General features: G+C 62.4%; 17 protein-coding genes, 1 tRNA gene and 1 pseudogene. 8 read left to right on the top strand and 11 right to left on the bottom strand.

Going from position 1 to position 26,666, the window contains the following annotated elements; all coding sequences use genetic code 11:
- Positions 1-76 precede the first annotated feature (76 nt).
- Together ACQ4WL_RS03025 and ACQ4WL_RS03020 are read right to left on the bottom strand one after the other, a co-directional pair.
- Positions 77-130, bottom strand: a pseudogene (locus ACQ4WL_RS03025) (hypothetical protein); the annotation flags it as partial.
- A gap of 58 nt (positions 131-188) precedes the next feature.
- On the bottom strand, positions 189-1,025 hold the full coding sequence (locus ACQ4WL_RS03020; protein ID WP_436507983.1) for a hypothetical protein: 837 nt from the start codon (positions 1,023-1,025) through the stop codon (positions 189-191).
- 112 nt (positions 1,026-1,137) lie between these two features.
- On the opposite strand from ACQ4WL_RS03020, the gene ACQ4WL_RS03015 reads away from it, so the two are divergent.
- From ACQ4WL_RS03015 to ACQ4WL_RS02990, 6 genes are all read left to right on the top strand, one after another.
- Positions 1,138-1,584, top strand: coding sequence for a DUF2939 domain-containing protein (locus tag ACQ4WL_RS03015; protein WP_436507981.1), 447 nt, complete (start codon positions 1,138-1,140; stop codon positions 1,582-1,584).
- Between the two features lie 125 nt (positions 1,585-1,709).
- Complete coding sequence (locus ACQ4WL_RS03010) at positions 1,710-2,213, top strand: DUF2939 domain-containing protein (RefSeq protein ID WP_436507979.1); 504 nt, start codon at positions 1,710-1,712, stop codon at positions 2,211-2,213.
- 86 nt (positions 2,214-2,299) lie between these two features.
- Positions 2,300-2,512, top strand: a complete 213-nt coding sequence (locus ACQ4WL_RS03005; protein ID WP_010399127.1) for a hypothetical protein — start codon at positions 2,300-2,302, stop codon at positions 2,510-2,512.
- Positions 2,513-2,992: 480 nt separating this feature from the next.
- Positions 2,993-4,717: a methyl-accepting chemotaxis protein gene (locus ACQ4WL_RS03000; protein WP_436507976.1), complete on the top strand. Its 1,725-nt coding sequence runs from the start codon at positions 2,993-2,995 to the stop codon at positions 4,715-4,717.
- 431 nt (positions 4,718-5,148) lie between these two features.
- Positions 5,149-7,428 carry a TonB-dependent receptor gene (locus ACQ4WL_RS02995; RefSeq protein ID WP_436507974.1) on the top strand — a complete coding sequence of 760 codons (2,280 nt, stop codon included), beginning with the start codon at positions 5,149-5,151 and terminating at the stop codon, positions 7,426-7,428.
- A 147-nt stretch (positions 7,429-7,575) separates the two neighbouring features.
- Positions 7,576-7,662 (top strand) — tRNA-Leu (locus ACQ4WL_RS02990).
- 412 nt (positions 7,663-8,074) lie between these two features.
- On the opposite strand, the gene ACQ4WL_RS02985 is transcribed toward ACQ4WL_RS02990, so the two are convergent.
- On the bottom strand, positions 8,075-8,503 hold the full coding sequence (locus ACQ4WL_RS02985; protein WP_436507972.1) for a VOC family protein: 429 nt from the start codon (positions 8,501-8,503) through the stop codon (positions 8,075-8,077).
- Between the two features lie 633 nt (positions 8,504-9,136).
- Here ACQ4WL_RS02985 and ACQ4WL_RS02980 point away from each other — a divergent pair.
- Complete coding sequence (locus ACQ4WL_RS02980; protein ID WP_436507970.1) at positions 9,137-14,179, top strand: diguanylate cyclase domain-containing protein; 5,043 nt, start codon at positions 9,137-9,139, stop codon at positions 14,177-14,179.
- 27 nt (positions 14,180-14,206) lie between these two features.
- Here the strand turns inward: ACQ4WL_RS02980 and ACQ4WL_RS02975 are convergent, their stop codons facing one another.
- From ACQ4WL_RS02975 to ACQ4WL_RS02965, 3 genes are all read right to left on the bottom strand, one after another.
- A complete protein-coding gene (locus ACQ4WL_RS02975; protein ID WP_436507968.1) occupies positions 14,207-15,706 on the bottom strand; it encodes a nucleobase:cation symporter-2 family protein in 1,500 nt (499 codons plus the stop codon).
- A 276-nt stretch (positions 15,707-15,982) separates the two neighbouring features.
- Positions 15,983-16,411 carry a hypothetical protein gene (locus tag ACQ4WL_RS02970; protein ID WP_436507966.1) on the bottom strand — a complete coding sequence of 143 codons (429 nt, stop codon included), beginning with the start codon at positions 16,409-16,411 and terminating at the stop codon, positions 15,983-15,985.
- Positions 16,412-16,493: 82 nt separating this feature from the next.
- Positions 16,494-16,904: a FeoC-like transcriptional regulator gene (locus ACQ4WL_RS02965; protein WP_436507964.1), complete on the bottom strand. Its 411-nt coding sequence runs from the start codon at positions 16,902-16,904 to the stop codon at positions 16,494-16,496.
- Positions 16,905-17,053: 149 nt separating this feature from the next.
- Here ACQ4WL_RS02965 and ACQ4WL_RS02960 point away from each other — a divergent pair, with 149 nt between their 5' ends.
- Positions 17,054-17,767 (top strand): S24 family peptidase, encoded by a 714-nt coding sequence (locus ACQ4WL_RS02960; protein WP_436507962.1) that lies wholly within the window; start codon positions 17,054-17,056, stop codon positions 17,765-17,767.
- 44 nt (positions 17,768-17,811) lie between these two features.
- Here the strand turns inward: ACQ4WL_RS02960 and ACQ4WL_RS02955 are convergent, their stop codons facing one another.
- The 5 genes from ACQ4WL_RS02955 to acnD form a co-directional block, all read right to left on the bottom strand.
- Entirely contained in the window at positions 17,812-19,698 is a 1,887-nt protein-coding gene (locus tag ACQ4WL_RS02955) for a propionate--CoA ligase (RefSeq protein WP_436507961.1), read from the bottom strand.
- A 104-nt stretch (positions 19,699-19,802) separates the two neighbouring features.
- On the bottom strand, positions 19,803-21,041 hold the full coding sequence (locus tag ACQ4WL_RS02950; RefSeq protein WP_436507959.1) for a hypothetical protein: 1,239 nt from the start codon (positions 21,039-21,041) through the stop codon (positions 19,803-19,805).
- Positions 21,042-21,050: 9 nt separating this feature from the next.
- Positions 21,051-22,607 (bottom strand): MBOAT family O-acyltransferase, encoded by a 1,557-nt coding sequence (locus ACQ4WL_RS02945; RefSeq protein ID WP_436507957.1) that lies wholly within the window; start codon positions 22,605-22,607, stop codon positions 21,051-21,053.
- Positions 22,608-22,774: 167 nt separating this feature from the next.
- Positions 22,775-23,965 (bottom strand): 2-methylaconitate cis-trans isomerase PrpF, encoded by a 1,191-nt coding sequence (gene prpF / locus ACQ4WL_RS02940; protein WP_436507955.1) that lies wholly within the window; start codon positions 23,963-23,965, stop codon positions 22,775-22,777.
- Positions 23,966-24,062: 97 nt separating this feature from the next.
- The gene (acnD, locus tag ACQ4WL_RS02935) at positions 24,063-26,657 is read right to left on the bottom strand and encodes a Fe/S-dependent 2-methylisocitrate dehydratase AcnD (protein WP_436508348.1); all 2,595 of its coding nucleotides are present in this window, start codon (positions 26,655-26,657) and stop codon (positions 24,063-24,065) included.
- Between the last annotated feature and the right edge of the window lie 9 nt (positions 26,658-26,666).

Here is a 26,666-nt window from a genome sequence, read left to right as displayed (position 1 = left end):
GCGCTCCAGGCGTAGCTCCACCTGCTCCGGGATAAAACAGCACGTCCTTGACTTCGCCGCGCGCATACATGGCCGCCTGGTCCCGGAAGTGGGGCGAGCGCGAATCGCCGCTCTGGCCATAAGCGGCCAGCGCACCCCAGTTGCCCGACGCGTAAGGCGCGGCGAGCCAGCATTAACTACTCAAGTAATCAGGATGCGTCGATCAGCGTCGCGATGCGTTGGTTGAGTTCCACATTTTCCGCCTGCAACTGCGCCACCCGCTGTTTCAGGCTGGCGATCTCGCCGCGCAAGCGCTCCGCTTCGGACGGCGCACTGGCCGCGTTCTCGGCCCACGGCTCATTGCCCGTCTCCGGCGTATCCTGCGATACATGCACCTTCGGCTCGCGCGGCGTACGCGTGGCGGCGCGCTGTTCGCGGATTTCCTTGGCCGCCTGGCGCAGCAGTTTTTTACCGCCGGCGACGGCCGCCACCTGCTCTTCCGGCGGCAGGGACGCCACGGTGGCCGCCGCGTTGATCGATATCGTGCCCGAACGGACCGCTTCCACCAGTTCCGGCGCAGCCGCTTTCTGGATCTTCTCGATCTGGCTGATCTGGTTGCTGCTCAAGCGCGCCGCCTTGGCCACCTCTTCGCGCGTGCTCATGGCAGGTTTTGGCGCGTTTTCGCCGTCCGGCGCATCCTGGGCACTGACCGGGGCCGGGCTGCGCGCGGCGACGATTTCCTTCTTGCGCAGGGCCAGCACGCCGCGCTGGAAGTCCGACACGCTGCGGCGCGCCAGGTGATTGTCGATCATCCACAGCATGACGTCGTCGAGCGACGTAAAACTGGTGTTCTGGATGGTCTTGAATTCGATGCCGTGCTGGCGGCAGATGGCGTAGCGGTTATGCCCGTCGATCAGCACGTCGTTCCACAGCACCAGCGCGTCGCGGCAGCCTTCGGCCAGCAGGCTGCGCTCGAGCGCCGCGTATTCGCTGGCGGTGAGCGGGTCGATATACGACTGCAGCACCTGATTGATAGTGATATTCATGGTTGTCCTCAATATTGCGGCGCGATGGTCCGCGCCGGCACGAATGCTACACCATCCACCGCCCCTGGCCGGGTAAAATCACGGCGGCACAGCTCATACAAAAACACGGACCATGAAAAGAAAGTACGCCACCGCGATCATTTTTAGCGTTGCCGCCATCGGCTTCACCTGGGTCAGCCCCTACATCGCCATGTACCGCATCAGCATCGCGGCGAAATCCGTGCGCCTGGAAAACCTGGCGCAGCAGGCCGACCTGCCCGCCGTGCGCGCCAGCGTGGCGCACCAGTTGCGGGCGGCCGGCGAAACGGCCAATGAAGAGGACTTCAAGGAAATGCTCGACACCATCGTCTCGCCGCCCGGCATTACGCTGTTGATCCTGCACGGCAAGCAAGGGGCCGATGGCAAGCGCCACGACTTCGGCATGGCGTACCGCTCGTGGAACGAAGTGGTGCTGCGGCGCAGCGGCGCCGGCCCCGCCGCCAGCCAGTTTTTGCTGCGCCGGCATGGCATCTGGGATTGGAAACTGACAGACATTACCTTGCCGCCAGAATTACTCTGACGAAACTTGATCTAAAACAACACTTACCTTAACCATCATATTGATTTTGAGAAATATTATGTAGAATGCTAACACTTCAGGCGCACCGGGTCGCCAGGCATCCGAGAGATTGCACGATGAAAAGAATGTTGCTTCTCGCTCTAGTGGCACTGGTCGCGCTGGCCGGCGCCTTCTATGGCAGCCCATATTTCACCATGAACAAGATTCGCGCGGCAACCATGGATGAGGATACCCAGGCCCTGGCTGCGCAAATCGACCTGGCGCAGCTGCGCGGCAACCTGGGGCAGCAACTGCATGCCCTGTTCTCGGCACCGGAAGTAGCCGACGACATCAGCCCTGACGTCATCGCCCCCTTGCTCGATACCATGCTGATGCCTGAAGGCATCGTCGCCCTGATGAAGCTCAATGACCGCTATGAAAAACCGATCGCCAAGGTCAGCGACATCAGCGGTCGCAAGCGCAATGCCAAACCCGACTACAAGCTGCGCTACACTTCCTGGGACAGCGTCGTCGTACAGCGCGCCCACAGCAAGAGCCACATTGGCGAGCTGACCCTGACGCGCGACGGCCTGTGGCGCTGGAAACTGGTGTCGGTCGCCCTGCCGAAGAACTTGCTGGCCGACGCGTAAAGCGCCCGCCCTTGGTGTCGTCAATCCAGCGGCTATCCGACACCTTGCACTGCTATCATCGGGTTTTGACTTCCAATGGAGGCAATATGTCAGACCTGGTACAACACGCACTGGCCCACGCGGGCAAACCGGCCACCACGCCCTGGGTGGTAACCTTGATCAGCGGTGAAAAACTCACCGGCCCCATTTCCCCGCTCAGCGACGGCTGCTACGCCATCGGCCTGGGGCAAATCAAGTACTTTTCCAGCGACAAGGTCGCCTGCCTGAATGTCTCGGGCGCGGGCGCGTTTCCCATCTGAAGACCTTGGCAACGAACCTTACTCAGGCCCGCTAGCTGGCCGATGCGCTTGCCTTGCTTGCCTGCCGCCCGCAGCGGCAGCGGCAGCGGCAGCTTTCGCAGTTTGCTGTGGAAGTAGCGCGTTGCACGCTGGCACATGGTTTTTCACCAGGGCACGCCCAATCCGCCTGATCCTCCTCCCCCAGATGCTTTCCCGTGCCCGCTCCGGCGGCGCCGGAACAAGCCTTGCGTGTCACAAAGTTGTTTTTTGGCACGAAAGAATCATTGCTTTACTGAAACTTATATGTAAAAATGAATTTATTAAATAAACCAAATTATTTATCAAAATCAGTTTTTTAAGTAAGCCGATCCTCACACCACGAATCCGTGTTCTGGATAGAGAAGCACTGCGCAAAGCGCGGCTCATTGCGCGGCAATATATGGCTGCCGGCACCACGCGAGCGCCCTTTCTAATTTCACAACGTATTCTGGGAGCGGCATCATGGATAACTTAACTGTTCGCAAGCAACTGACCCTGGCATTCGGCCTGCTGGTCTTTTTCCTCATCGGCATCTCGGTCCTGTCGGTGCGGAGTTTTTCCACTTTCAACGCCGGCTTTGAGCAGTATGTCAACGGCATCACGGCCCGCGCCAATACGGCGCACCGCGTGCGTGACGCGATCGACATGCGTGCCGTCGCGGCCCGGAACCTGGTGCTGCTCACCAAGCCGGAAGAGCTGGAAATCGAACGCAAACACATCTTGCAGGCGCACGCCAATGTCGCCAAGAACATGCAGCAGTTGCTGCAACTGGCACAGCAGCCGGAGGTATCGGACAAGGAGCGCAGCAGCATCAACAAGATCGACAGCATCGAAAAACGCTACGCCCCAGTGGCGTTGGCCATCGTGGACCTGGCGCTGCAAAAGAAAACCGAATTAGCCATCGTCAAGATGAACGAGGAATGCCGTCCGCTGCTGGCCGCTCTCGTCACCGCCAGCGATGAATATTTCGCCCTGACGGAACAGCGCTCCGCCCTCATCCTGCAGGAAGACGACGCGCAGTACATTCTCAACCGGAACATCCTCATCGGCACCAGCGTGCTGTCCATCGTGCTGGCGGCCCTGGCTGGCTGGCTCATCACGCGCCACTTGCTCAAGGCACTTGGTGCCGAACCTCGCCAGCTGTGCGACGCCGTCAGCCTGCTTGCCAGCGGCGACCTGACCGGAAAACTCAACGTTGCAGTGCACGATAGCGTCAGCGTGCTGTCGGCGCTGCAACGCATGCAGGTGTCGCTGACCTCGGTAGTCTCATCCGTGCGCCAGGATTCCGACACGGTGTCCGTGGCCGCCGAGGAGATTTCCACCGGCAACAACGATCTGTCGCAGCGCACGGAACAGCAAGCCAGTTCACTGGAAGAAACGGCTTCCTCGATGGAAGAACTCACCAGCACCGTGCGCAAGAATGCGGAAAATGCCCGCGAAGCCAATGTGCTGGCGACAACCGCATCGGACGTCGCCAGCAAGGGCGGCGCCGTGGTGGGCCAAGTGATGGGCACCATGGACCTGATCAGCGAATCGTCGCGCAAGATTGTCGACATCATCAGCGTCATTGACGGCATCGCCTTCCAGACCAATATCCTGGCCCTGAATGCCGCCGTGGAAGCGGCGCGTGCCGGCGAACAGGGCCGCGGCTTCGCCGTCGTCGCCACCGAGGTGCGCGGCCTGGCCCAGCGCAGCGCCAGCGCGGCCAAGGAAATCAAGACGCTGATCGACGATTCCGTCAGCCGCGTCGATGCCGGCGCCAGGCTGGCGGCGCAAGCGGGAACGACGATGTCCGAGGTGGTCGCCAGCGTCGCCCGCGTCAGCAACATCATCGCCGAAATCACGATGGCCAGCCAGGAGCAGTCCGCCGGCATCGAGCAGATCAATCAGGCCGTGGCCCAGATGGATAGCGTCACGCAACAAAACGCGGCACTGGTGGAAGAAGCGGCGGCAGCCGCGGAATCCCTGCGCGACCAGGCCAGCAACCTGGTGCAAACTGTGAGCATCTTCAAGATACACGACGGCCATGCGGCAGCCCCTGCGGCCGCACCAGCGCCAGCGCGCGTCAGCCACAAGCCGCTGCGCCTGGCACCGGCCAGCGGCACCGTCAAGCGCCAGGCCGCGCCGGCAAAGCACCGCGCGGTGCAAGCAGAAGCGGTGACGGCTGGCGATTGGGAAGAGTTTTAAGCAGGTACGGGCATGCGTCCACGCATGCCCCGCGTCACACGCACAGGGGAAAGCCGCAAACGGCGCTTTCCCTGTCGCGTTGCAACAACAATCCCCTCACGAAAAAAATCCACGGTAACTGTTGTATTTCCTGCGCCCTGATCCCGGCACTACGACAAAATGCACCCGCTTTTTTTACGCTACCGCAGGAAACGCCATCGCCATGCCCGGCCTCTCTGCGTTCGCGCAGGCCTGCCGGCACCCCACTATGCACCCGCCCGATATTGACGACAAATACGATTTTATTCGCGTATTCAGTCGAAACGGATATGAATAGTTCTCGCTGGAAAATGGCAGGAATACCAAAACTTTCCGTGCTAGCATGATTTTTCGTTCAGCTGGCCAGCGCCAGCTTGCATGCCCCAATAACCTAGACCGACAGGAGCCGTTACATGATGACACCGCATGCCAGCACAATACGCCACACCCTGATTGCCCTGGCAATCGCTGCCGCCTTTCCCCTGCAAGCGATGGCGCAGGCGCAGGACAGCATCCCGGCGCCAGCCGCTCCGGCAGCACAGGCCGGCCCTGGCCAACTGGAAACGGTGATCGTGACGGCGCAGCGGCGCGCGGAAAACATCAAGGACGTGCCCATGTCCATCGCCACCCTGAAAGGCGACAAGCTCGACACTCTGACGGCCGGCGGCGCCGATATCCGCTTTCTCAACAGCCGCTCGCCCAGCGTCTCGGTCGAGTCGGATTACGGCCGCACCTTTCCCCGCTTCTACATTCGCGGCCTGGGCAACACCGACTTCGACCTGAATGCCTCGCAGCCCGTGGGCCTGGTGATGGATGACGTGGTGCAGGAAAACGCCATGCTCAAGGGCTTTCCCGTGTTTGACGTGGACCAGGTCGAGGTGCTGCGCGGCCCGCAAGGCACGCTGTTCGGGCGCAACTCGCCGGCCGGCGTGATCAAGTTCGATTCCGCCAAGCCCGTCTTCAAGACGGAAGGCTACCTGAGCGGCGGCTTCGGCAAGGATGGCATGAAGAACCTGGAAGGCGCCTTCAACGTACCCGTCAGCGACACCGTGGCCCTGCGCTTTTCCGGCCAGACGCAGCGCCGCGACGACCGCGTGCACAACCCGCGCCCCACCGGCACGCGCGACTTCGAAGGCTATGAAGACAGCGCCGCCCGCCTGCAAGTGCTGGTCAAGCCCACGCGCGACTTCACCGCCCTGTTCAATGTGCATGCGCGCAACCTCGATGGCACGGCGACGCTGTTCCGCGCCAACATCCTGAAACAGGGCACGAATGACCTGGTCGACAATTTCGATTATGGCTCCTACCCTACCGATGGCATCAACCGCCAGCACCTGAAAACCAAGGGCGGCAGCATGCGCCTGAAATGGGACTTGCCTGGCGTCACCCTGCATTCCATCACCGGCTACGAAAAGCTCGATTTCTTCAGCCGCGCCGACGTCGACGGCGGCTATGGCGCCGTGTACGCGCCGCCGATGGGACCCGGCTTCATCCCCTTCGTCGTGGAAACGGCCGACGTGATCCCCAAGCACAAGCAGATTTCGCAGGAATTTCGCGCCGAATCGTCTGCCCGCGGCCCGCTGCAATGGATAGGCGGCCTGTTTTACTTCAAGGAAGATATCCAGATCGACAGCATCAGCTTTGACAGCCTGGCGCCCGGCAATCCACAGAACAGCGCCTACGCCACGCAAAACCAGAGCTCGAAGTCATATGCGGCCTTCGGCTCGCTCAACTACACGGTCTCGGACGCGCTGAAACTGCGCGCCGGCCTGCGCTACACGAGCGACAAGAAGGATTTCTCGGCCAAGCGCGTGGAAGCGACCACGGCCGGCCCGTTCAACCTGCACGACACCTCGCACAACGTCAGCTGGGACCTGAGCGGCACCTATGTGCTGACGCCGGCAACCAATGCCTACGCGCGCATCGCCACCGGCTACCGCGCGCCGTCGATGCAGGGACGCCTGAACGGCCTGGCCGACCGCCCCTCGTTTGCGGGCGCCGAGAAAGCGCTGTCCGTCGAGGCGGGCATCAAACAAGACCTGTTCGACAAGCGCGCACGCCTCAGCCTGGCCGTGTTCCAGTACCGTGTCAAAGACAAGCAACTGACGGCCGGCAGCGGTGCCGTCAACATGAATCAGCTGATCAACGCCGACAAGGCCACGGGCCGTGGCGTGGAACTCGACTTCCAGGCTAACCTCAGCGATTCGCTCAGCATGACCCTCGGTGGCAGCTACAACCATACGGAGATCCAGGACAAGAAACTGTTCGTGCAAAGCTGCGGCAACGCGCAAAACAACCCGGCCAGCGGCTGCACCGTCACCGACCCGCTGGGCCCATTCAAGGGCACGGCCTACATCGACGGCAACCCTCTGCCGCGCGCGCCGGAATGGCAAACCAACTTCACCCTGAAATACAGCATTCCCGTCGCCAATGGCGAGTTCTACGCCTACACGGACTGGGCCTATCGCACCAGCTACAACTTCTTCCTGTATGAAGCAAAGGAATACAAGGCCAAGGAACTGCTCGAAGGCGGCTTGCGCGTCGGCTACAAATGGGACAAATACGAACTCTCCGCGTATGGCCGCAACATCACCAACCAGATCCAGTCACTGGGCGCCATCGACTTCGACAACCTGACGGGCATCATCAACGAACCGCGCACGTATGGGGTGCAGTTCAAGGCGACGTTTTGATGGCGGATAGATAAAATCAGGCTGTCCGGTGCAAACCGGACAGCATTTTTCTCCCGCCACGGCGGATACCTGGCGCTGCATGCGAGACCATCGCTCAGGCACAAGATGGCATGACGGGCATCACCTGTGCTAGAATCTCGCCGCGCTGCCCGGATGGTGAAACTGGTAGACACTGGAGACTTAAAATCTCCCGCCTGTAAGGGCGTGCCGGTTCGATTCCGGCTCCGGGCACCAGCGCACAGAATTCAGAAGCATCGAAAAAGCCACTAAATCCAATAAAATCAACGGGTTAGTGGCTTTTTTTACGTGCCAGCATTTCCCTTAATCCAGATTAAACCCGACAAAAACCAGTAGCGATTACGCCAGATTTACGCCATGATTACGCCTCAAGGAGATAATATATGGCAACGCGGTGCTCCTGACCGCTGGGCTCAAAGTCCACCAGTTCGGCTGGACCGAAAGCCAGGGTCAGAAAGCCGGGGGCACAGAAAGCCGAGGTCTGACATTTGGACACGACCTCAGTTTTTATAGGAATGGTGTCATGAAATTCACCCTACTTTGAAGCACGAACGGTTAAGCTTTTGTCCGATTGTCGGACCGGACCTGACCCTCGCTCGCATGACCCTCGCTCGCACGCATACCGGATTTAGAAATCAATGGTAACTGACGGCGCGCTGCGCTTTGCTACGCCTTGGTACACGGCCTCAATATTGTTCCCATCGGGGTCGAGTACGAAGGCAGCGTAATATCCTGGATGGTAGGCCCGCACGCCGGGTGCGCCATTGTCGTGCCCTCCGTGCGCCAACGCAGCGTTGTAAAAGGCATCAACTGTCGCGCGATCTTTCGCTTGAAAAGCTAGATGATGCCTCCCAGTCAACTTGCCCAAAGCTGTCTCACTATTTGAGGAGGATACGACAAGCTCATCGGCCACGAAGTACTCATTTCCGGTGCTGAGAACCGGTATATCCAACACGGACATGACCGCCTTGTAAAAGTTTTCGCTTGCCTTAAGATCGCGTACCACAAGCTGTATGTGGTCAATCAGGCGGCCGCGATGAAGTCGATTAGTTTCCATGATTGCTGCTCCTTTGACAACATTACTGTCGGTACTTCGCACAATTCTGAATAAACGGCAAACGTCGTTTGCTAGTATTCCAATAAAATTATACTTCCCATTTTCCAGATTTACGTGTCGGTACTATGTCCGCCGTGGGCCGGGGTCAGGTCTGACATTTGGACACGGCCTCAGCTTTTATAGAACTGGCGTCGTAAGATTTACCCGGATTTCAAGCCCAAAGCTGCTAAAGCACGCCGCCACCGCGTGCGTCCGCACGCGCATTTGGGCATCATGCATTGCATGAACGCCGACCTGTCCGGCCAAGCCATCACCCTGGCCGTGCCCGTAAAACATGCAAGCGTCGCACGCGCCCCCATCGACTCGGCCAGTTGCCGGCACCCTGCATGGTGGAAGTGCCGGACGTCGAAAACATCGCCGCAGCACGCAAGGAACATCTAATCAGCCTGCTGCGTGAAGCCCGGCACGCGGCCGTCACAGCCCTGCCAGCTTTTATACAACACCGTCCATCGCACCACGTGCCCCGCGCTCACTCCACGGCCGCCTACTGATACAATACTAACAATCAAGTAATACTCCGAGATGTGCGCCTCAAGGCTCCCGCAACCGTCTGTGTACCGCCAAGCCCAGCCCATGCGCTCCCTTTTCGACCACGAGATCATCCAACAGCTGCACAGCGGTGCCCGTTCCCGGGTGTACCGCGCCCGGGCCGCCGATGGCACGGCGCTGGTCGTCAAGATGCCGAATCAGCAGTTCCCCTCTTTTCAGCAACTGGCGCAATTCAAGCGCGAATATGCGATCACGCGCCGCTGCCGCCATCCTGGCGTGGCGCATCCGCTGGCACTGCAGCTGCACGGCGGGCACTGGACGATGCTTCAGGAAGATACCGGCGGCCTGGCGCTCGACCAGGTATTGCGCGCGCAGGTGGCGGCGCGCAGGACGCCGTCGCAGCCCGCCTTGGCGCTGGACGACTTTTTCGACATCGCGCTGCAACTGTGCGCGGCGCTGGAGGAAGTCCATCGCCAGGGTGTGATCCACAAGGACATCAATCCCTCCAACCTGGTGTGGAATGACGAGCGGCGCCTGCTGCAGCTGATCGATTTCGGCATCGCCTGTGAACTGCCCTACGAAAGCCATGGCATCGCCAATCTCCAGTCACTGGAAGGTACGCTGCGCTACATGGCGCCGGAACAGACCGGGCGCATGAACCGGCGGGTCGATTGGCGCGCCGATTTCTATGCGCTCGGCGCCACCTTGTACGAATTGCTGGCCGGCCAGGCGCCATTTGAGGCGGGCGACGAAATGGAACTCGTGCATTGCCACATTGCCCGCAGTCCGGACTGGTCGCACCCGGCGTTCGCAAACTTACCTGGCCAGCTGCTACCGATCATCCAGCGGCTGCTGGAAAAAAATGCCGATCAGCGCTACCAGAGCCTGCAAGGCTTGCGCAGCGACCTCGAAGCATGCCGCGCGAAAAAGCCGGCGCAATCGCTCAAGCTGTCCGACCACAACGCCCGCTTCCTGGTGCCACAGACGTTGCACGGGCGCGAGGATGCCATTGCCGTGCTGCTGGCGGCCTTTGAACGCAGTGCCGCGGGCACCTGCGAGATGCTGCTGGTGGCGGGCCATTCAGGCATCGGCAAGTCGGCGGTCGTCAACGAAGTGCAAAAGCCCATCATCGCCCGGCGCGGCTGCTTCCTGTCCGGGAAATTTGACCAGCTCCAGCGCGACGTGCCGTATGCCTCGCTGATCCAGGCCTTCCAGGGGCTGGTGCACCAGCTGCTTGGCCAGCCCGAAGAATCGCTGCGGCAATGGTCAGAAAAACTGCACGACGCCCTGGGCAGCGGCATCGGCGTGCTGGTCGAACTGATTCCCCAACTGGCGTTGATCGTCGGCCCCACCGAGGCGATGCCCGCGTCGGCGCCGGCACAGGCCCAGCTCCGCCTGGACCGGCTTTTCCCCCGCTTCGTCGAAGTCTTCGCCTGCGCCGGGCATCCGCTGGTGCTGTTCCTGGACGATCTGCAATGGGCCGATGCGGCCACGCTGCGGATGATCGAACTGCTGATGCTCTCCTGCGACAAGTGCTGCCTGCTGGTCATCGGCGCGTACCGCGACAACGAAGTGGGCGCCACGCATCCACTCATCGCGCTGCGCGACAAGCTGCGCGCGCGCGAGGTGCGCCTGTCCACGCTGTTGCTGAGCCCTCTGAGCGAGCCGCAGCTTGCGCAAATGGTCTCGGCCACCGTGCGCGTGGCGGCACCTGACTGCGCACCCCTGACCCGCATTTGCTACCGCAAGACGGCCGGCAATCCCTTTTTCCTCAACCAGTTCCTCGCTGCGCTCAATGAGGCGGGCCATCTGCGCTACCGGCCCGCCGACGATTGCTGGGACTGGGACCTGCCCGCGATACAACAGGCCAGGTACACGGACAACGTGGTCGAGGTGCTGCTGGAGAAAATCCGCCGCCTGCCCACGGCAACGCAGCACCTGCTGCAACTGGCCGCCTCCAGCGGTAACCGCTTCACGCTCGACACGCTTGCGCTGGCAGTGGACCGCGCGCCCCGGCACACGCAGCAAGCCTTGTGGCCGGCGCTCCATGCAGGATTGATCCAGCCGCTCGACGAACGCTACAAATACGTCAACGGCGACACCGATGCGGGCAACAGCGGCGTCAGTTACCGCTTCCTGCACGACCGCGTGCAGCAGGCAGCCTACCTGGTCGCCGATGCCGCTACCCGCGCGGCCAACCATCTTCACATCGGCCGCCTGCTGCTGCGGCATACGCCGCCGGGGCAGCAGGACGAGACACTGTTCGAGATCGTCGAACAGCTCAACGCCGGCCGTGCGCTGCTCGACGATGCGAACGAGCGCGTGCAGTTGGCGACGCTCAATCTGCAGGCCGGCGTCAAGGCACGACGCTCGGCCGCGTTCCAGGCCACGCTGGAACACATGCGAATTGGTCTCGGCCTGCTGCCGGCAGAGGCGTGGAGCGTCCACGCCGACCTCTGGCTCGACCTGCAGCTGGGCGCGGCCGAAGCGGCTTACCTGTGCGGGCAGTTCGATGCCGCCGAGGCGATCTATCCGCTGGTGCGCGCCCACACCTTGCGCCCGCTGCTGCAAGTACGCTGCATTGCCATCCAGGCGCACCAGTATCAATTGCAGGGCCGCCTGCTTGATGCCATCGCCGTGCAGCGCGAAGGCCTGGCGCTGCTGCACATCGACATTGCGCACGATGTGGCGCAGATGAAGGCGCACTTCGCCGACATTCTCGCCGACACCGGGAGGCAGCCTGGCGCGCAGGCGCCCGACACCTTGCTGGCGGCCAGCGACATGTGCGAGCCGGACGCGGTGGCCGCGATGCAGATGATGCAGGGCCTGTGGATGGCCAGTTATTACGCCGGCCAGCAAGATCTCAGCGCGCTGATGGTGGTATCGATGACGCGGCTGTCCATGCAACGGGGGAACAGCGATTTCAGCGCCGTCGCCTATGTCGGCTACGCGATGATGCTGGCGCTGTACGGTGGCGACGTGGCGCGCGGCTACGACTTCGGCGCGATGGCGATGGGGCTGGCAAGGCGGCGTGCCAATCTGCAGACGCGCACACTCACGGGCCTGATGTTCGGTGCGCTCATCAGCCACTGGACGCAGCCGCTGCGCAGCTCCGATGCCCTGTACGAAGAAGCCTTTGGCTGGGCACTGGAAATCGCCGATTTCGTGCACGTCGGCGTGGTGGCAGCCGTGCGCGCCACCGACCGGATCATCCTCGGCGACTACCTGCCGCACCTGATGCACGACATCGAGCACGACCTGGCGCTGATGCGCGCCAACGGCCAGCAGGCGATGGCCGATTGCTGCGTCGCCGCCGCAGTCCAGCCGATCAAGTGCCTGATGGGCCTTCTGCCCCGTCATGACAGCTACGACGATGCCGCCTTCGGCGAGGCGCGCTTCCTCGATCAATATGGCGATTCGCAGCTGTACCGCGCCTACTATTTGCAAGGGAAGATACGCAACGCCTACCTGTTCGACAGCACCGACGCCGAGCTGCTGGCAGGCCAGCTCGGCATCGTCAGCCAGATCATGCGCGGCCAGGCCAAGGTTGCCGAGTCGAGCTTCTACGCCGCGCTGATATGGATCCGCGCCTTGCGGCGCGACCCGGCGCGACCCGATACAGGCGTTGTGCTGACCATGATCGGCACGCTGCAGGCGAATCTCACCGAGTGGGCCAGGCAAGGCTCGGACAATAGCGCCGCCAAACATCTGCTGGTGATGGCCGAGATGGCACGCTACCGGGACGACCTGCAGCTGGCCACGCGCCATTACCGGCAGGCGATCGACGTAGCCGGCCTGGCAGGCTACGTCAACGTGCAAGCGCTGGGCAATGAGCTGTGCGGCGAATACTGGTCCGAGCAGGGCCACGCGCGCGTGGCCGCCGTCTTCATCCAGGACGCCATCGCGCACTACGGCCAGTGGGGCGCAGAGGGCAAGGTGACGCAACTGCGGGCGCGCCACGCTGCGCTGCTGCCAAGGATGGATGGCCGCGCCACGCTCTCGCATGTAGGTCCCAGCACGCACGGCAGTTCCGCGCTCGACCTGGTGTCGCTGCTGAAAGCGGCACAAATCCTGTCGAACGAAGTCGGCTTGCGCAATGTCCTGACACGCCTCATTGGCATCGTGTGCGAGAACGCTGGCGGGCAGGTAGCGCGCCTGCTGCTGCTGTCCGAAGGCAGCTACCAGCTGGAGGCCAATCTCGATGGCGATGGCGTCAGCGTCCTGCAAGCGCGCCGGCTCGACCTGAACGCCGCCAGCGACCCGCAGTTCCCGCTGTCGCTGCTACGCTACGTCATCCGCACCGGCGCCGAGGTGATCGAAGACTGCATCACGGACGCCGCGCGCTTTGCCGCCGACCCGTACGTGCAGTTGCGGCGGCCGCGTGCCGTCATGTGCCTGCCGATCCGGCACGGCGGCCAGATCGACGGTATCCTGTACTTCGAGAACCGGCTGGCAGAAGCCTCGTTCACGCAGGAGCGCGTCGCCTTCCTGCGCATGCTCGGTGTACAGGCGATGATCTCGATCTCCAGCGCCAGACTGCATGACAGCCTGGAGCGACGCGTTGCCGAGCGCACGGAACAGCTGGAAGACGCCAACCGCAAACTGGCGACCCTGTCCATCACCGACGGTCTGACGGGCCTGTCGAACCGGCGCCATTTCGACGACGTGCTGCGCGCCGAATGTGCGCGTGCCACGCGGGTCGGCCAGCCGCTTGCCGTCGTCATGCTCGATGTCGACTACTTCAAGCTATTTAACGACCGTCACGGCCACCAGGCCGGCGACGCATGCCTGACCCGGGTCGCGCAGGCGCTAGCGGCCGGCATGCGGCGCGCAGGCGACCTGACGGCGCGCTACGGCGGCGAAGAGTTTTCGATCGTGCTGCCGAACACCGGTGCGGACGAAGCGCAGCAGATCGGCGAAGCGCTGCGGCGCGCTATCGAAGACCTGGGCATCGTCCACGCGAGCACGCAGGCGCAGCAGGTGACGATCAGCGTCGGCATCGCGGTCCAGTCGCCACCGGGCGCCGCCGATCCGGACGCCCTGCTGCGCCTGGCCGATGCCGCGCTATACCAGGCCAAGGATGGGGGGCGCAATTGCGTGGTGCTAAGGATTCTGCCGCCTGGCTGACCGGCATTCACGATGCAGGGCGACTCCTCAATCGCTGCCATGACTGTTTTCACGCGCCTGCTCCCGCGCCTTTTCCTGCGACGCCAAGCCGTTGAAGAACAGATTGAGCAGCACGGCAACGATGGCGGCCAGCAGGATGCCGCTGTGCAGCAACGGCGACAGGGCCTTGGGCATGTGCTGCGCGTACTGCTCGGCCACCAGCGGCAGCATGCCGAAGCCGATCGACAGGGCCACGATGAACAGGTTGTTGCGGTTGCTCTTGTAGTCGACGCTGGCGAGGATGCGGATGCCGGTGGCGGCCACCATGCCGAACATCACCAGCCCCGCCCCGCCCAGCACGAACGCCGGCACGGACTCGGCCGTTTGCGCGATCTTCGGAATCACGCCCATGACCAGCAGGATGATGCCGGCCGCTACGCAGACCCAGCGGCTGCGCACGCCCGTCACCCCGACCAGGCCCACGTTTTGCGAGAACGAGGTGTACGGGAAGGTATTGAAGATGCCACCGATCAGGGTGCCCAGGCCATCGACGCGCAAGCCGCGGCTGATGTCGGCCTGCGTGATGCGCTTGTCCGTCATTTCGCCCAGCGCCAGAAACATGCCCAAGGACTCAATCATGACGACGATCATCACCAGGCTCATGGTCACGATGGCAACCACGTCGAAGGTCGGCATGCCGAACTGGAACGGCGTGACGATGGCAAAGGCCTTGGCGCTGGCCACCTTGGCAAAATCGGCCTTGCCCAAGGCAAACGACAGGGCCGTGCCGGCGATGATGCCGATCAATACCGCGATATTCGACAGGAAGCCGCGGCCATACTTAGCCACCAGCAAGATGACGGCCAGCACGAAGAAGGCGATGCCCATGTTATCCAGCGCGCCGTAGCCGGGGTTGGCGATCAGCGGTACGGGGCCAAGCGGCGCAGGCAAGCCGGCCGCCGTGGCGGCAGCGGCCATCTTGAGGAAGGCGGGATCGGCAATTTGCGCCATCGCAGGCGGTCCGCCCATGGCCCAATTCACGCCCACGCGCATCAGCGACACGCCGATCACGGCGATGATGCTGCCGGTGACGACGGGAGGAAACAGGGCCAGCAGGCGGCTGATGAAGGGAGCGATCAGCATGGAGACGACGCCGGCGCCGATCACGGCGCCAAAGATGCCGGTGATGCCCAGGGCCGGGTTGTTCGCCATGGCCAGCATGGGACTGACGGCGGCAAAGGTCACGCCCATCATCACGGGCAGGCGAATGCCGAAGTACTTGCCTATCCCCAGGGACTGGATCAGGGTCACCAGGCCGCAGCAGAACAGGTCGGCACTGATCAGTGCCGCCACCTGCTCGGGCGGCAGCTTGAGGGCGCGCCCGACGATCAGCGGCACGGCGATGGCACCCGCATACATCACGAGCACATGCTGCAAGCCCAGGGTGAACAGCTTGCCGGCTGGCAGGATTTCATCGACGGGCGATGGCGCAGCAGGCGTGCTGCCCGGAGCGCTGCGGTGGATGGATTTCAAGCGGTGAGAGGCCATTTACGCTCCATTTCCTGGGTTACCGCGGCCCGGATGGGCGCAGGTGAAAGGGAAAAGCAAGAGAGAAACGGGACGACAGGAACACACTGGCGGTGGATGAGGCATGCGAAGCTCCTTGAATGGGATGACCAAGGTATGCCATGCACGCTTCGTGCCAGGTGAAATTGTATACAGTTTGTGGCGACAAACCAGCATGAGGCGCATGCTGCCCTCGCCCTTCGCACCGATTTCAGGCGCGCCGCCATGAGCATGCACTAAAAGGGGACGCCAGCGCCGTCAGCGTCGCGTCCGCACCTCCTTGACGGCAGCGGCCGCATCGGCAGCCAGTTCACCGATATCCTTGTCGCGGCGCCGGTCGAACCAGCACACGCTGGCACTCACCAGCCACCACGCCGGCAAACCGACGAGCGCCATCAGCGGTGCGGCAATGAACAGGAAGCCCGTGGCAGGATCACAGCCATACAGCGCCGCCACCGTTTGCGCGCTGTCAAACAAGCCGGGCCACCACGCCAGCACCGCCGACACCAGGACGGGACCGGCAAACGTGGCAATGATGATGCTGGAGCAAATACGGATGAGCGCCTCCTTGCAGCTGCGTGGCCACATGACCATGAAGCTGAGCAAGGTGGCAAAGAAGGCGGCCAGCAAGGGGACGCCCAGCAGCTTGATCCAGGCAGCCCCTGCAGCGGTGATATCGATATGCATGATGTACTTTCAGTTGCGGCAAAAAAGAGCTGCACTTGGCAGCTTGCTTGCTGTCATTCATTTGAGAAGGCGGCTTGCTGCCCTACCCTTGCGCTGGTCCGAACAACGCCGCCACCAGCGGATCGCGGCGCGCCGCACCGCGTGGCCAGCTGGCCGTGCGGCGCACCTGCGGCGGCAGTTCCGCCCAGCCGTCGACCTCGTCGTCCTGTTCTCCGAGCGCATACAGTGCGGGCCGCTGGCGTCCCGGCTCCGTGCAATGGCGCTGCGCCAGGTGGATCTGTCCCATGCCGCACATGTGGCGCAAATAGCGGCTCATGGTGCCCGCATCGAGTCCCAGCAAGGCGGACAATTGCGCCGCGCTGGCCTGGCCCTGCTCGCGTATGTACTGCGCGATGCGGGCGAAATGCAGCTGCGACTTCTTGCTGCGTCCCTGTAACTGGCGCCCCTGCCGTGGCACCGCCCTGCTTTCCACCAACTGACTGCTGTTCAACATCTGCCTGATCTCCCATGGTGCTGCCCGCCGGCAAACGCTGTAGTGCGTTTGCCACAGGCAACGAGTGGACTTTATCAATCGCTAATGTTAAAGTCAAGCATTTGGTAATTTATCAAACGGTAAATTTCAGGTTTAATGTGGAGATGAATATGTACCAATACAGACGCGACCGCCTGCTGGCCCTGATCCGCGAGCATTACGACAACACGCGCAAGAAAATTTCCGACGTCAGCGGCTGGAGCGAGGCGCGCATCTCGCAAATCCTCTCGCCCACCTACCGCGAGGGACGCGCCTTCAGCGAAAAGATCGCGCGCAAGCTGGAAGCGGACCTGCAACTGGACAGCATGTACTTCGACCAGGGTGCGGCGCCCGACCAGGCGGCGCTGGTGGCACGTGCGCTGGGTCACGTGCGGCCGGTGGTGGTGGTCGATGGCGAAGATGCGCGCTTCTACCCGATCCGCAAGGTGAAACTGCGCCTGTCGGCAGGCATCACGGGCTTTGCGATCGAACCGGAAACGCACGACGGCAGCACCATCAGCGTGCCGCGCAGCTGGGTCGAGCGCCATGGCTACCACCCTGAAAAACTGGTGGGTATCAAGGTCAAGGGCGAGAGCATGGAGCCGGCCCTGTACGAGGACGACGTGGTGATCATCAATACGGCCGACAACCGGCCGGCCGACGGCATCGTGTTTGCCATCAATTACGAAGGCGAGCCGGTGGTCAAGCGCATGGCGCGCGACATCGGAGAATGGTGGCTGACCTCGGACAACCCGGACCAGCGCAAATACCACCGTAAACTCTGCCGAGGCAACGAATGTCTGATCGTGGGCAGGGTCGTGCGCAAGGAAAGCGACCGCATTTGAGAACGAAATTTATCGATTGATAAACTTCGTTCCCATCCTGGCGCTTACGCCAATGCTGCCTGGATCTGCTGCAGCGATGCCGGATCGTCCATCGACGTCAGGTCGCCCGGGCTGCGGCCTTCGCAGATAGCCTGGATCGAACGGCGCAGCAACTTGCCCGAACGCGTCTTCGGCAGCTGTGGCACGAACAGCACGCGCGCGGGCCGCGCCACGGCGCCCAGCTGGCGGTCAACCACGGCCATCACTTCGCGTTCCAGGACAGCTTTCGCTTCGACACTGTCGAAGCCCTGCGGGTTTTTCAGGATCACGAAGGCCATCGCCACCTGGCCTTTGAGCTTGTCTTCCACGCCCACCACGGCCACTTCCGACACGTTCGGATGGCTGGTGATACTTTCCTCGATTTCGCGCGTGCCCAGGCGGTGGCCGGCCACATTGATCACGTCATCGGTACGGCCCAGGATGAAGTAATAGCCGTCCGCGTCGCACATGCCCCAGTCGAAGGTGGAATACACTTGCCGGCCGCTGAAGGTGGACCAGTAGGTGTCGACGAAACGCGCGTCGTCGCCGTACACCGTCTGCATGCAGCCCGGCGGCAGCGGGCCTTCCAGCACCAGCACGCCCTTCTCATTCGCGCCGCACTCTTCGCCCGTCGCTTCGTTGAGCAGCTTGACCTGGTAGCCGTACATGGCCATGCCCGGGCTGCCCAGGCGCGTCGGCGTGTCGGCCACGCCCTTGGCCACCGAGAGGATCGGCCAGCCCGTCTCCGTCTGCCAGTAGTTGTCGATGATGTCCACTTTGAGTTCATCGGCGATCCACTGCGAGGTGGTTTCGTCGAGCGGCTCGCCCGCCAGGTACAGCGCCTTCAGCGAGGACAGGTCGTATTTGCGCATCAGTTCCACCGGGTGCTTGCGCAGCACGCGGATCGCCGTCGGCGCTGAAAACATGCGCGTGACCTTGTATTTTTCGACGATGCTCCACCAGATGCCCGCATCGGGACAGATTGGCAAACCCTCGTACAGAATGGTGGCCATGCCGGCAATCAGTGGGCCATACACGATGTAGGAATGACCCACCACCCAGCCGATATCCGAGGTGGCAAAGAAGGTTTCACCGGCCTTGCCACAGAAGTTGTATTGCATCGACGACGCCAGCGCCACCGCATAGCCGCCCACGTCGCGCTGCACGCCCTTCGGTTTACCCGTCGTGCCCGAGGTGTAGAGCACATACGACGGCTCGTTCGATTCGAGCCAGGTGACGGGCACCTGCGCGTCCAGGTGCTGCTCACGCAGTGTCGCGTAGTCAACGTCGCGGCCCGCCGTCAGTTCCATCGGCACGAGATGGCGGTCGACCAGCAGCACCTGCTGCGGCTTGTGCGCGGCGATGCGGATGGCTTCGTCGAGCAGCGGCTTGTAGGCGATCGCCTTGCCATTGCGCGAACCGGCATCGGCGGAGAACACCAGTTTGGGCCGCGCATCGTCGATGCGGCTGGCCAGGCTGTTGGCGGCAAAACCGCCGAACACCACGGAATGCACGGCGCCGATGCGGGCGCACGCGAGCATGGCGAAGGCCGCCTCTGCAATCATCGGCATGTAGATCAGGACGCGGTCGCCCTTGACCACGCCCAGCGACTGCAAAATGGCGGCGCAGCGCTCCACTTCGCGCTGCAGCTCGCGAAAACTGTAGGTGCGCTCGGTATTGGTTTCGGTGGAAATGGCGATCAGCGCGGCCGCATCGCCCTGGCTGTCCACCCAACGGTCAACGGCGTTGTGGCACAAATTGGTGGTGCCGCCGACGAACCATTTGGCGAACGGCGGGCGGGAATAATCAAGCACTTGCGAAAATGGGGTATGCCAATCGATCTTTTCCGCTTCCTCGCGCCAAAAAGCGTCAGGCGTGTCGATCGAGCGTTGATAAAATGCTGCGAAATTCATGTCTCCTCCGGTATGCGTGCAATCTGTATCGGGCCTGGGCCAACTGGCCTGGGCGCCGCATTATGTGTGCCATCTGTGTACCATCTGCCTGCGACTTTCTTCCTTTATCTGCGTATTGGTGCATCCTCCAATGATTTTTCAAACAGTTTTTTCGAGAACTCGAACATCTCCGGCTGCGCCCCCATGCAGGCACTGCGCTCGGCGGCAATCCTGTCGCGATTCGCGGTCAGCGTGGCGCTGGTCAGCGGCATGCCGAACTGGCCGTCATCCGGCGCGCTGTCCTTTTGCGTCATCACCCGCTGCATCACAATGTCGCCCAGGGCCTTCTTGAAGTGCCCTGCTTCCCAGTACCAGCGCGTGCTGGCGTGGCGCTGTTGTTGCGTGGGAATCGGCTCGCAGTTGTAAGGGCCGAAGCCACTGAAATCGGTCACGCTGATGCTGGCCGAAGGATTTTGTTTTTTGACGGCGTCGACTTCCAGCACGACTTGATGTTTCCACGCCTCGAACAGGGGCCACAGGCCAGCCGATTCAAACATGGCCAGAATCTGCGCGTGATAGGGATAGATGACCAGCTTGATATCGGCCTGCGTGGCCGCCATCGCCAGCAGGAAGGTACGCAAGGCTAGCAAGTCTTCTGTGGCGAGACCACTCTTCGATTTCCTCTTGAAACTGACAGCATTTTCCTGCGCCCGCTGGCGAAACAGCTTGTGGTAGCCATCGTGGCGCACATACGCGCCATACTCCAGCAAGGGATTGAAACCATCGGACGACAGCGTCGCCGCCTCGCCGTCGTGCTGAATGCGCAGGGTATGCGCAGCATCGCGGATGGACGCCAGCGAAAAAAGCGTATCGAAGCGCCAGAATGCGCGCCCTCGCGCAGGCGCAGGCGCCGCCGCAGTCGCCGCACGTGCAGGTAATGCCGCTACCGGATTGAGAAAATCGATGAACTCCATACCCACGATGACGGTGCGCGGCTTGACGCCAGCCTGCAGCAATTGCGCGAACTGGCTGGCGGACGTGGCCAGGCCCGTGCCGGGAATCGCCAGGTTGTAGCCGGCGCCGCCCAGCGGGGCAAAAGCGCTGGCGCGCGGATCGAAGCCGATCTCGGCGCGGGAGTTCCCCAGGATGATGAATTGCGGCCGCAGGCGCAGCGCAAGTTCCTGCTTGATCTGGCTTTGATAGCGGGTCAGTCCAGGCTTGACGGCATTGAAATGGTCGCGGCGCACGATCCCATACACACCATAAGGATCGACGATGAGCACAAAGACGCAGACGATGATGGCGCCCGACACCAGCAAGAGCAGCAGCGTAAGCAGATAAAACCTGAACGGGGAACGTGTCATGCTTGTCCCCTAAAACTGAAAGTACAGGAATTCGGCGGGCCGGTTCAAGGCCAGCATGCTCGCCAGCGCCAGCGCGGCAACGGCAGCCGCCCACGCGGGCGACGCACGCCAGGTCAGCCGGCGAAAGACGCCCAACCCGCCCTGTCCTGCCGCGGCCTGGCTTTCCTGGAAATCCAGCGCCGGCCCGAAGCGCCGCATGATTTGCTGCGTATTGGGCATGGCGAAAACCAGCACGGCCGCCAGCGCGATCCACGTCCAGCCTTCCATGAAGGCCGTGCCGCCTCCCAGATAAAAGGATACGCCCATCGAAGCCAGCATGGGCTGCACTGGCAGCAGATAGGGAATCAGTGCATCGGGCAAGGCCATGCCGAAGCCGCCGGCCATGCCTTTCAATATCGTCAGGGCGCTGGCCACATCGGGCGCGCGGAAGAAAACCCAGGCAATGCAAACGGCTGTAAAAGTGAGGAAAGTCGCCACGACATTCCCGGCGCGCGTATCGGACGGCAGGCGAAGCTTGCGCGCCACCGCGTTCCAGCCCTTATGGACGCCCAGGTAAGCGCCGTGCAGTGCCCCCCAGACGAGAAAATTCCACCCGGCGCCATGCCACAAGCCGCCCAGCACCATGGTGATCATCAGGTTCAGGTAGCGCCGCATGGGGCCACAGCGGTTGCCGCCCAGCGGGATATACAGGTAGTCGCGCAGGAAGCGCGACAGGGTCATGTGCCAGCGGCGCCAGAACTGCGCGATATTGCGAGATTTATACGGCGAATCGAAGTTCAAAGGCAGGCGTACACCGAACAGGCGCGACAAGCCGATGGCCATGTCGGAATAACCGGAGAAATCGAAATACAGCTGGAAGGTATACGCCAAAACCCCGCCCCAGGCGACCAGCAGCGAGGGTGTGGCAGGGTCGTTGAACAGCGGCGCCGCATACGGGCCGATATTGTCGGCAATCAACACTTTTTTTGCCAGGCCGATGAAAAAGATGGTGCTGCCGATGGCGACATTCCTGGCCGACAGGCGAAAGATGCGCCGGTCCGCGAACTGCGGCATCATTTCCTTGTGGTGCAGTACGGGGCCGGCAATCAAATGGGGGAAGTACGTGACAAACAGCAGATAGTGGACAAAACGGCTTTCCTGCGCCTTGCCCTGGTAGGTATCGACCAGAAAAGCGATCTGGGTGAACGTAAAAAACGAGATCCCGATGGGCAGCACCACGTGCAGGACGGGCAGTGGCTGCGCCAGCAGCTCCGCCAGGCTGGCCACAAAGAACCCCGCATATTTGTAATAGGCGAGCAGTCCCAGATTGGCGGTAATCGCCGCCATCAACAGGCCCTTGCGATGGATGCTGCGTCCTGGCCCAAGCAGGGCTGCGCAGCCGTAATTGAAGATGACGGAGCCTAGCAGCAGCGGCAGGTAGCGATAATCCCACCAGCCATAGAAAAAAAGCGATGCCACCGCCAGCCAGGCGGCCGCTCCTGACTGGCTACGCCGTCCCAGGATGAAAAATCCGGCCACCGTGATGGGCAAATAGGCAAACAGGAAGACGTAGGAGTTGAATAGCATCAGTTCACCAGTCAGAAGGATGGCAGGCCGCCAACGCACGCTGCAAGCTGGCGCGCATCGCGGCTGGCGCCCCGCCATTTTCCTTGTCGCTCAATTTCATCGCTAGCAGAAATATCAACTTATCTGCAATGCATCTGCCCATTTGGCCCGACAGCGTCGTGTTCAGGCTAAAACGCGTCGCCGGGAACGCGTACCGACCCTTCCATCAGTACGCGCGCGCTGCGGCTCATGATGGCCTTGGTGACGCTCCATTGGCCATCGAGCAGCGCCGCTTCCGCGCCCACCATCAGGGTGCCGGACGGGTGGCCGAAGCGCACGCTATGGCGTGGCCCGCCGCCCGCCGCTAGATTCACCAGGGTGCCGGGGATCGCTGCCGCCGTGCCGATGGCGACAGCCGCCGTGCCCATCATGGCGTGGTGCAGCTTGCCCATGGACATGGCGCGCACCAGCAGGTCGATCTCGCCCGCTTCCACCTGTTTTCCGCTGGAGGAGACATAGCTGGCCGGCTTGGCGACAAAAGCCACTTTCGGCGTGTGCTGGCGCTTCGCCGCTTCGTCCAGGTGGGCGATGAGGCCCATGCGCAGGGCGCCGTGCGCGCGGATGGTTTCGAAGCGGGCCAGCGCGGCCGGGTCGCCATTGATGGCGTCCTGCAGTTCCGTGCCCGTGTAGCCGATGGCATGCGCATCGACAAAAATCGTCGGGATGCCGGCGTTGATCATCGTGACTTTCAACATACCGATGCCGGGCACGTCGATGTCATCGACCAGGTTCCCAGTAGGGAACATGGCACCTCCGCCCCCCTCTTCCTCCGCCGCCGGATCGAGGAATTCCAACTTTACTTCGGCGGCCGGGAAAGTCACGCCATCGAGTTCGAAGTCGCCCGTTTCCTGCACTTCGCCATGCGTCACGGGGACGTGGGCGATGATGGTCTTGCCGATATTGGCTTGCCAGATGCGCACCGTGGCCACGCCCTCGCGCGGCACGCGTGCAGCGTCCACCAGGCCACTGGCAATGGCGAACGAGCCGACGGCGGCCGACAGGTTGCCGCAATTGCCGCTCCAGTCGACAAACGGCTTGTCGATGGAAACCTGGCCGAACAGGTAGTCGACGTCATGCTCCGGCTTGGCGCTTTTTGCCAGGATCACCGTCTTGCTGGTGCTGGACGTGGCGCCGCCCATGCCGTCGATCTGCTTGCCGTACGGGTCGGGACTGCCGATCACGCGCAGCAACAAGGCATCGCGCGCCGCGCCCGGCACTTGCGCGCTGGCGGGCAAGTCCTGCAGGCGGAAGAACACACCCTTGCTGGTGCCGCCACGCATATAGGTGGCGGGGATTTTGATTTGGGGTTGATGGGTCATTGTATATTTCCGCAGAAGTTCTTTGCCCGCGCTGCGAGGACGACAGCCTCCCCGCAGCACAAAGCTGGGGTCAGACCCGGCGGGTCTGACCCCTGGTTTACGCTGCCTTCGACGACTCGAGGAAATCCTGCGCGAAGCGTTGAAGAACGCCGCCCGCCTCGTAGATCGACACCTCTTCCGCCGTATCGAGGCGGCAGGTGACGGGCACTTCGAGCGTTTCGCCGTTCTTGCGATGGATCAACAAGGTCAAAGTGGAGCGCGGCGTGCGCTCGCCCACGACGTCGTAGGTTTCGCTGCCACCGAGACCCAGGGTCTTGCGGTTCACGCCTGGCAAAAATTCCAGCGGCAGCACGCCCATGCCCACCAGGTTGGTGCGGTGGATGCGCTCGAAGCCTTCGGCCACGATGGCTTCCACGCCGGCCAGGCGCACGCCCTTGGCAGCCCAGTCGCGCGAAGAACCCTGGCCATAGTCGGCGCCGGCGATGATGATCAAGGGCTGCTTGCGCTCCATGTACACCTCGATGGCTTCCCACATGCGCGAAATCGTGCCTTCCGGCTCGATGCGCGTGAGCGAACCGGCCTTCACCTTGCCGTCCTCGATGACCATCTCGTTCTTCAGGGTCGGATTGGCAAACGTGGCGCGCTGCGCCGTCAAATGGTCGCCCCGGTGCGTGGCGTAGGAATTGAAGTCTTCCTCGGGTAAACCCATCTTCGCCAGGTATTCGCCAGCCGCGCTATCGAGCATGATGGCGTTCGATGGCGACAAATGGTCAGTCGTGATGTTGTCGCCCAGGACGGCCAGCGGACGCATGCCCTTCAACGGGCGAGCGCCAGCCAGCGCGCCTTCCCAGTACGGCGGACGGCGGATGTAGGTGGTATTCGGACGCCACTCATACAGCGGGCTGACCTTGATGCCGTCGTCCGCCTGCTTGGCGAACATGGGGATATACACCTTGCGGAACTGCTCCGGCTTGACGCTGGAAGCGACGATGGCGTCGATTTCCTCGTCCGATGGCCAGATATCCTTCAGCAGGACAGGCTTGCCATCCGGGGCGATGCCCAGCACGTCCTTTTCGATGTCGAAGCGGATGGTGCCGGCAATCGCGTAGGCCACCACCAGCGGCGGCGAAGCGAGGAAAGCCTGTTTCGCGTACGGGTGGATGCGGCCGTCGAAGTTGCGGTTGCCCGACAAAACGGCCGTGGCGTACAGGTCGCGCGACACCACTTCTTCCTGGATGACAGGATCGAGCGCGCCCGACATGCCGTTGCAAGAAGTACAAGCAAATGCCACCACGCCGAAGCCCAATGTTTCGAGCTCCGGCAGCAAGCCCGCTTCCTGCAGATACAGTTCCACGGTTTTCGAGCCGGGTGCCAGCGAGGATTTCACCCACGGCTTGCGCGTCAGGCCCAGGCGGTTCGCATTGCGCGCGATCAGGCCGGCGGCGATCATGTTGCGCGGGTTGTTCGTATTCGTGCAGCTGGTAATGGCGGCGATGATGACGGCCCCGTCCGGCATCTTGCCCGGCTCGTTTTCCACCACGCCGGAAATCCCCCGCGCGGCCAGTTCCGACGTCGGCACGCGGTTGTGCGGATTCGATGGCCCGGCGATATTGCGCACGACGGACGACAGGTCGAAGCTCAAGACGCGCTCGTACTGCGCGTCGACCAGGCTGTCGGCCCACAGGCCCGTTTCCTTCGCATACAGCTCCACCAGCTTCACCAGTTCGTCGTCGCGGCCCGTCAGTTTCAGATACTTGATGGTTTGCGCGTCGATGTAGAACATGGCGGCCGTGGCGCCGAATTCCGGCGCCATGTTGGAAATCGTGGCGCGGTCGCCCAGGGTCAGGTGCGATGCACCTTCGCCAAAGAATTCCAGGTAGGACGAGACGACCTTCTGCTTGCGCAAAAATTCCGTCAGCGCCAGCACGGTATCGGTGGCCGTGATGCCCGGCTGTGGTTTGCCCGTCAGCTTGACGCCGATGATGTCGGGCAGGCGCATCCACGAAGCGCGGCCCAGCATCACGCTTTCCGCTTCCAGGCCGCCCACGCCGATGGCGATCACGCCGAGCGCATCGACCATCGGCGTGTGCGAATCCGTGCCCACCAGGGTATCGGGATAGGCTACGCCATTTTGCACCTGGATCACGGGCGACATGCGCTCCAGATTGATCTGGTGCAGGATGCCGTTGCCTGGCGGAATCACGTCGACGTTCTTGAACGCCTTTTTCGTCCAGTCGATGAAGTCGAAACGGTCTTCGTTACGGCGGTCTTCGATGGCGCGGTTCTTGGCGAAGGCATCGGGGTCGAAGCCGCCGCATTCGACGGCCAGCGAATGGTCGACCACCAGCTGCGTCGGCACGACAGGGTTGACCAGGGCCGGGTCGCCGCCCTGGGCCGCGATGGCGTCACGCAAGCCTGCCAGGTCGACCAGGGCCGTCTGGCCCAGGATGTCATGGCAGACGACGCGGGCCGGGAACCATGGGAAATCGAGGTCACGGCGGCGTTCGATGAACTGGCTCAGCGACGCGTTCAAGGTGGCCGGGTCGCAGCGGCGCACGAGGTTTTCGGCCAGCACGCGCGAGGTGTAGGGCAAGGTGGCGTAGGCGCCTGGGGCGATCGCATCGACGGCGGCGCGCGTGTCGAAGTAGTCTAGCTGGGTGCCCGGCAAGGGCTTGCGGTGCAAGGTGTTCATGTTGGTGCT

The organism is Janthinobacterium kochi, from assembly GCF_051380715.1.
Classification (GTDB): domain Bacteria; phylum Pseudomonadota; class Gammaproteobacteria; order Burkholderiales; family Burkholderiaceae_D; genus Janthinobacterium.
Note: the sequence above shows the minus strand (reverse complement) of the source record. Positions and strands in the feature narration are given on the sequence as shown.

Coding starts and splice junctions, on each gene's coding strand:
- ACQ4WL_RS02945 (WP_436507957.1), bottom strand. CDS start 22,607: ATGCTATTCAACTCCTACGTCTTCCTGTTTGCCTATTTGCCCATCACG.
- ACQ4WL_RS02985 (WP_436507972.1), bottom strand. CDS start 8,503: ATGGAAACTAATCGACTTCATCGCGGCCGCCTGATTGACCACATACAG.
- ACQ4WL_RS02950 (WP_436507959.1), bottom strand. CDS start 21,041: ATGACACGTTCCCCGTTCAGGTTTTATCTGCTTACGCTGCTGCTCTTG.
- ACQ4WL_RS03010 (WP_436507979.1), top strand. CDS start 1,710: ATGTTGCTTCTCGCTCTAGTGGCACTGGTCGCGCTGGCCGGCGCCTTC.
- ACQ4WL_RS02965 (WP_436507964.1), bottom strand. CDS start 16,904: ATGTTGAACAGCAGTCAGTTGGTGGAAAGCAGGGCGGTGCCACGGCAG.
- ACQ4WL_RS02960 (WP_436507962.1), top strand. CDS start 17,054: ATGTACCAATACAGACGCGACCGCCTGCTGGCCCTGATCCGCGAGCAT.
- ACQ4WL_RS02995 (WP_436507974.1), top strand. CDS start 5,149: ATGATGACACCGCATGCCAGCACAATACGCCACACCCTGATTGCCCTG.
- ACQ4WL_RS03020 (WP_436507983.1), bottom strand. CDS start 1,025: ATGAATATCACTATCAATCAGGTGCTGCAGTCGTATATCGACCCGCTC.
- ACQ4WL_RS02955 (WP_436507961.1), bottom strand. CDS start 19,698: ATGAATTTCGCAGCATTTTATCAACGCTCGATCGACACGCCTGACGCT.
- ACQ4WL_RS02975 (WP_436507968.1), bottom strand. CDS start 15,706: ATGGCCTCTCACCGCTTGAAATCCATCCACCGCAGCGCTCCGGGCAGC.
- prpF (WP_436507955.1), bottom strand. CDS start 23,965: ATGACCCATCAACCCCAAATCAAAATCCCCGCCACCTATATGCGTGGC.
- ACQ4WL_RS03000 (WP_436507976.1), top strand. CDS start 2,993: ATGGATAACTTAACTGTTCGCAAGCAACTGACCCTGGCATTCGGCCTG.
- ACQ4WL_RS03005 (WP_010399127.1), top strand. CDS start 2,300: ATGTCAGACCTGGTACAACACGCACTGGCCCACGCGGGCAAACCGGCC.
- ACQ4WL_RS03015 (WP_436507981.1), top strand. CDS start 1,138: ATGAAAAGAAAGTACGCCACCGCGATCATTTTTAGCGTTGCCGCCATC.
- acnD (WP_436508348.1), bottom strand. CDS start 26,657: ATGAACACCTTGCACCGCAAGCCCTTGCCGGGCACCCAGCTAGACTAC.
- ACQ4WL_RS02980 (WP_436507970.1), top strand. CDS start 9,137: ATGCGCTCCCTTTTCGACCACGAGATCATCCAACAGCTGCACAGCGGT.
- ACQ4WL_RS02970 (WP_436507966.1), bottom strand. CDS start 16,411: ATGCATATCGATATCACCGCTGCAGGGGCTGCCTGGATCAAGCTGCTG.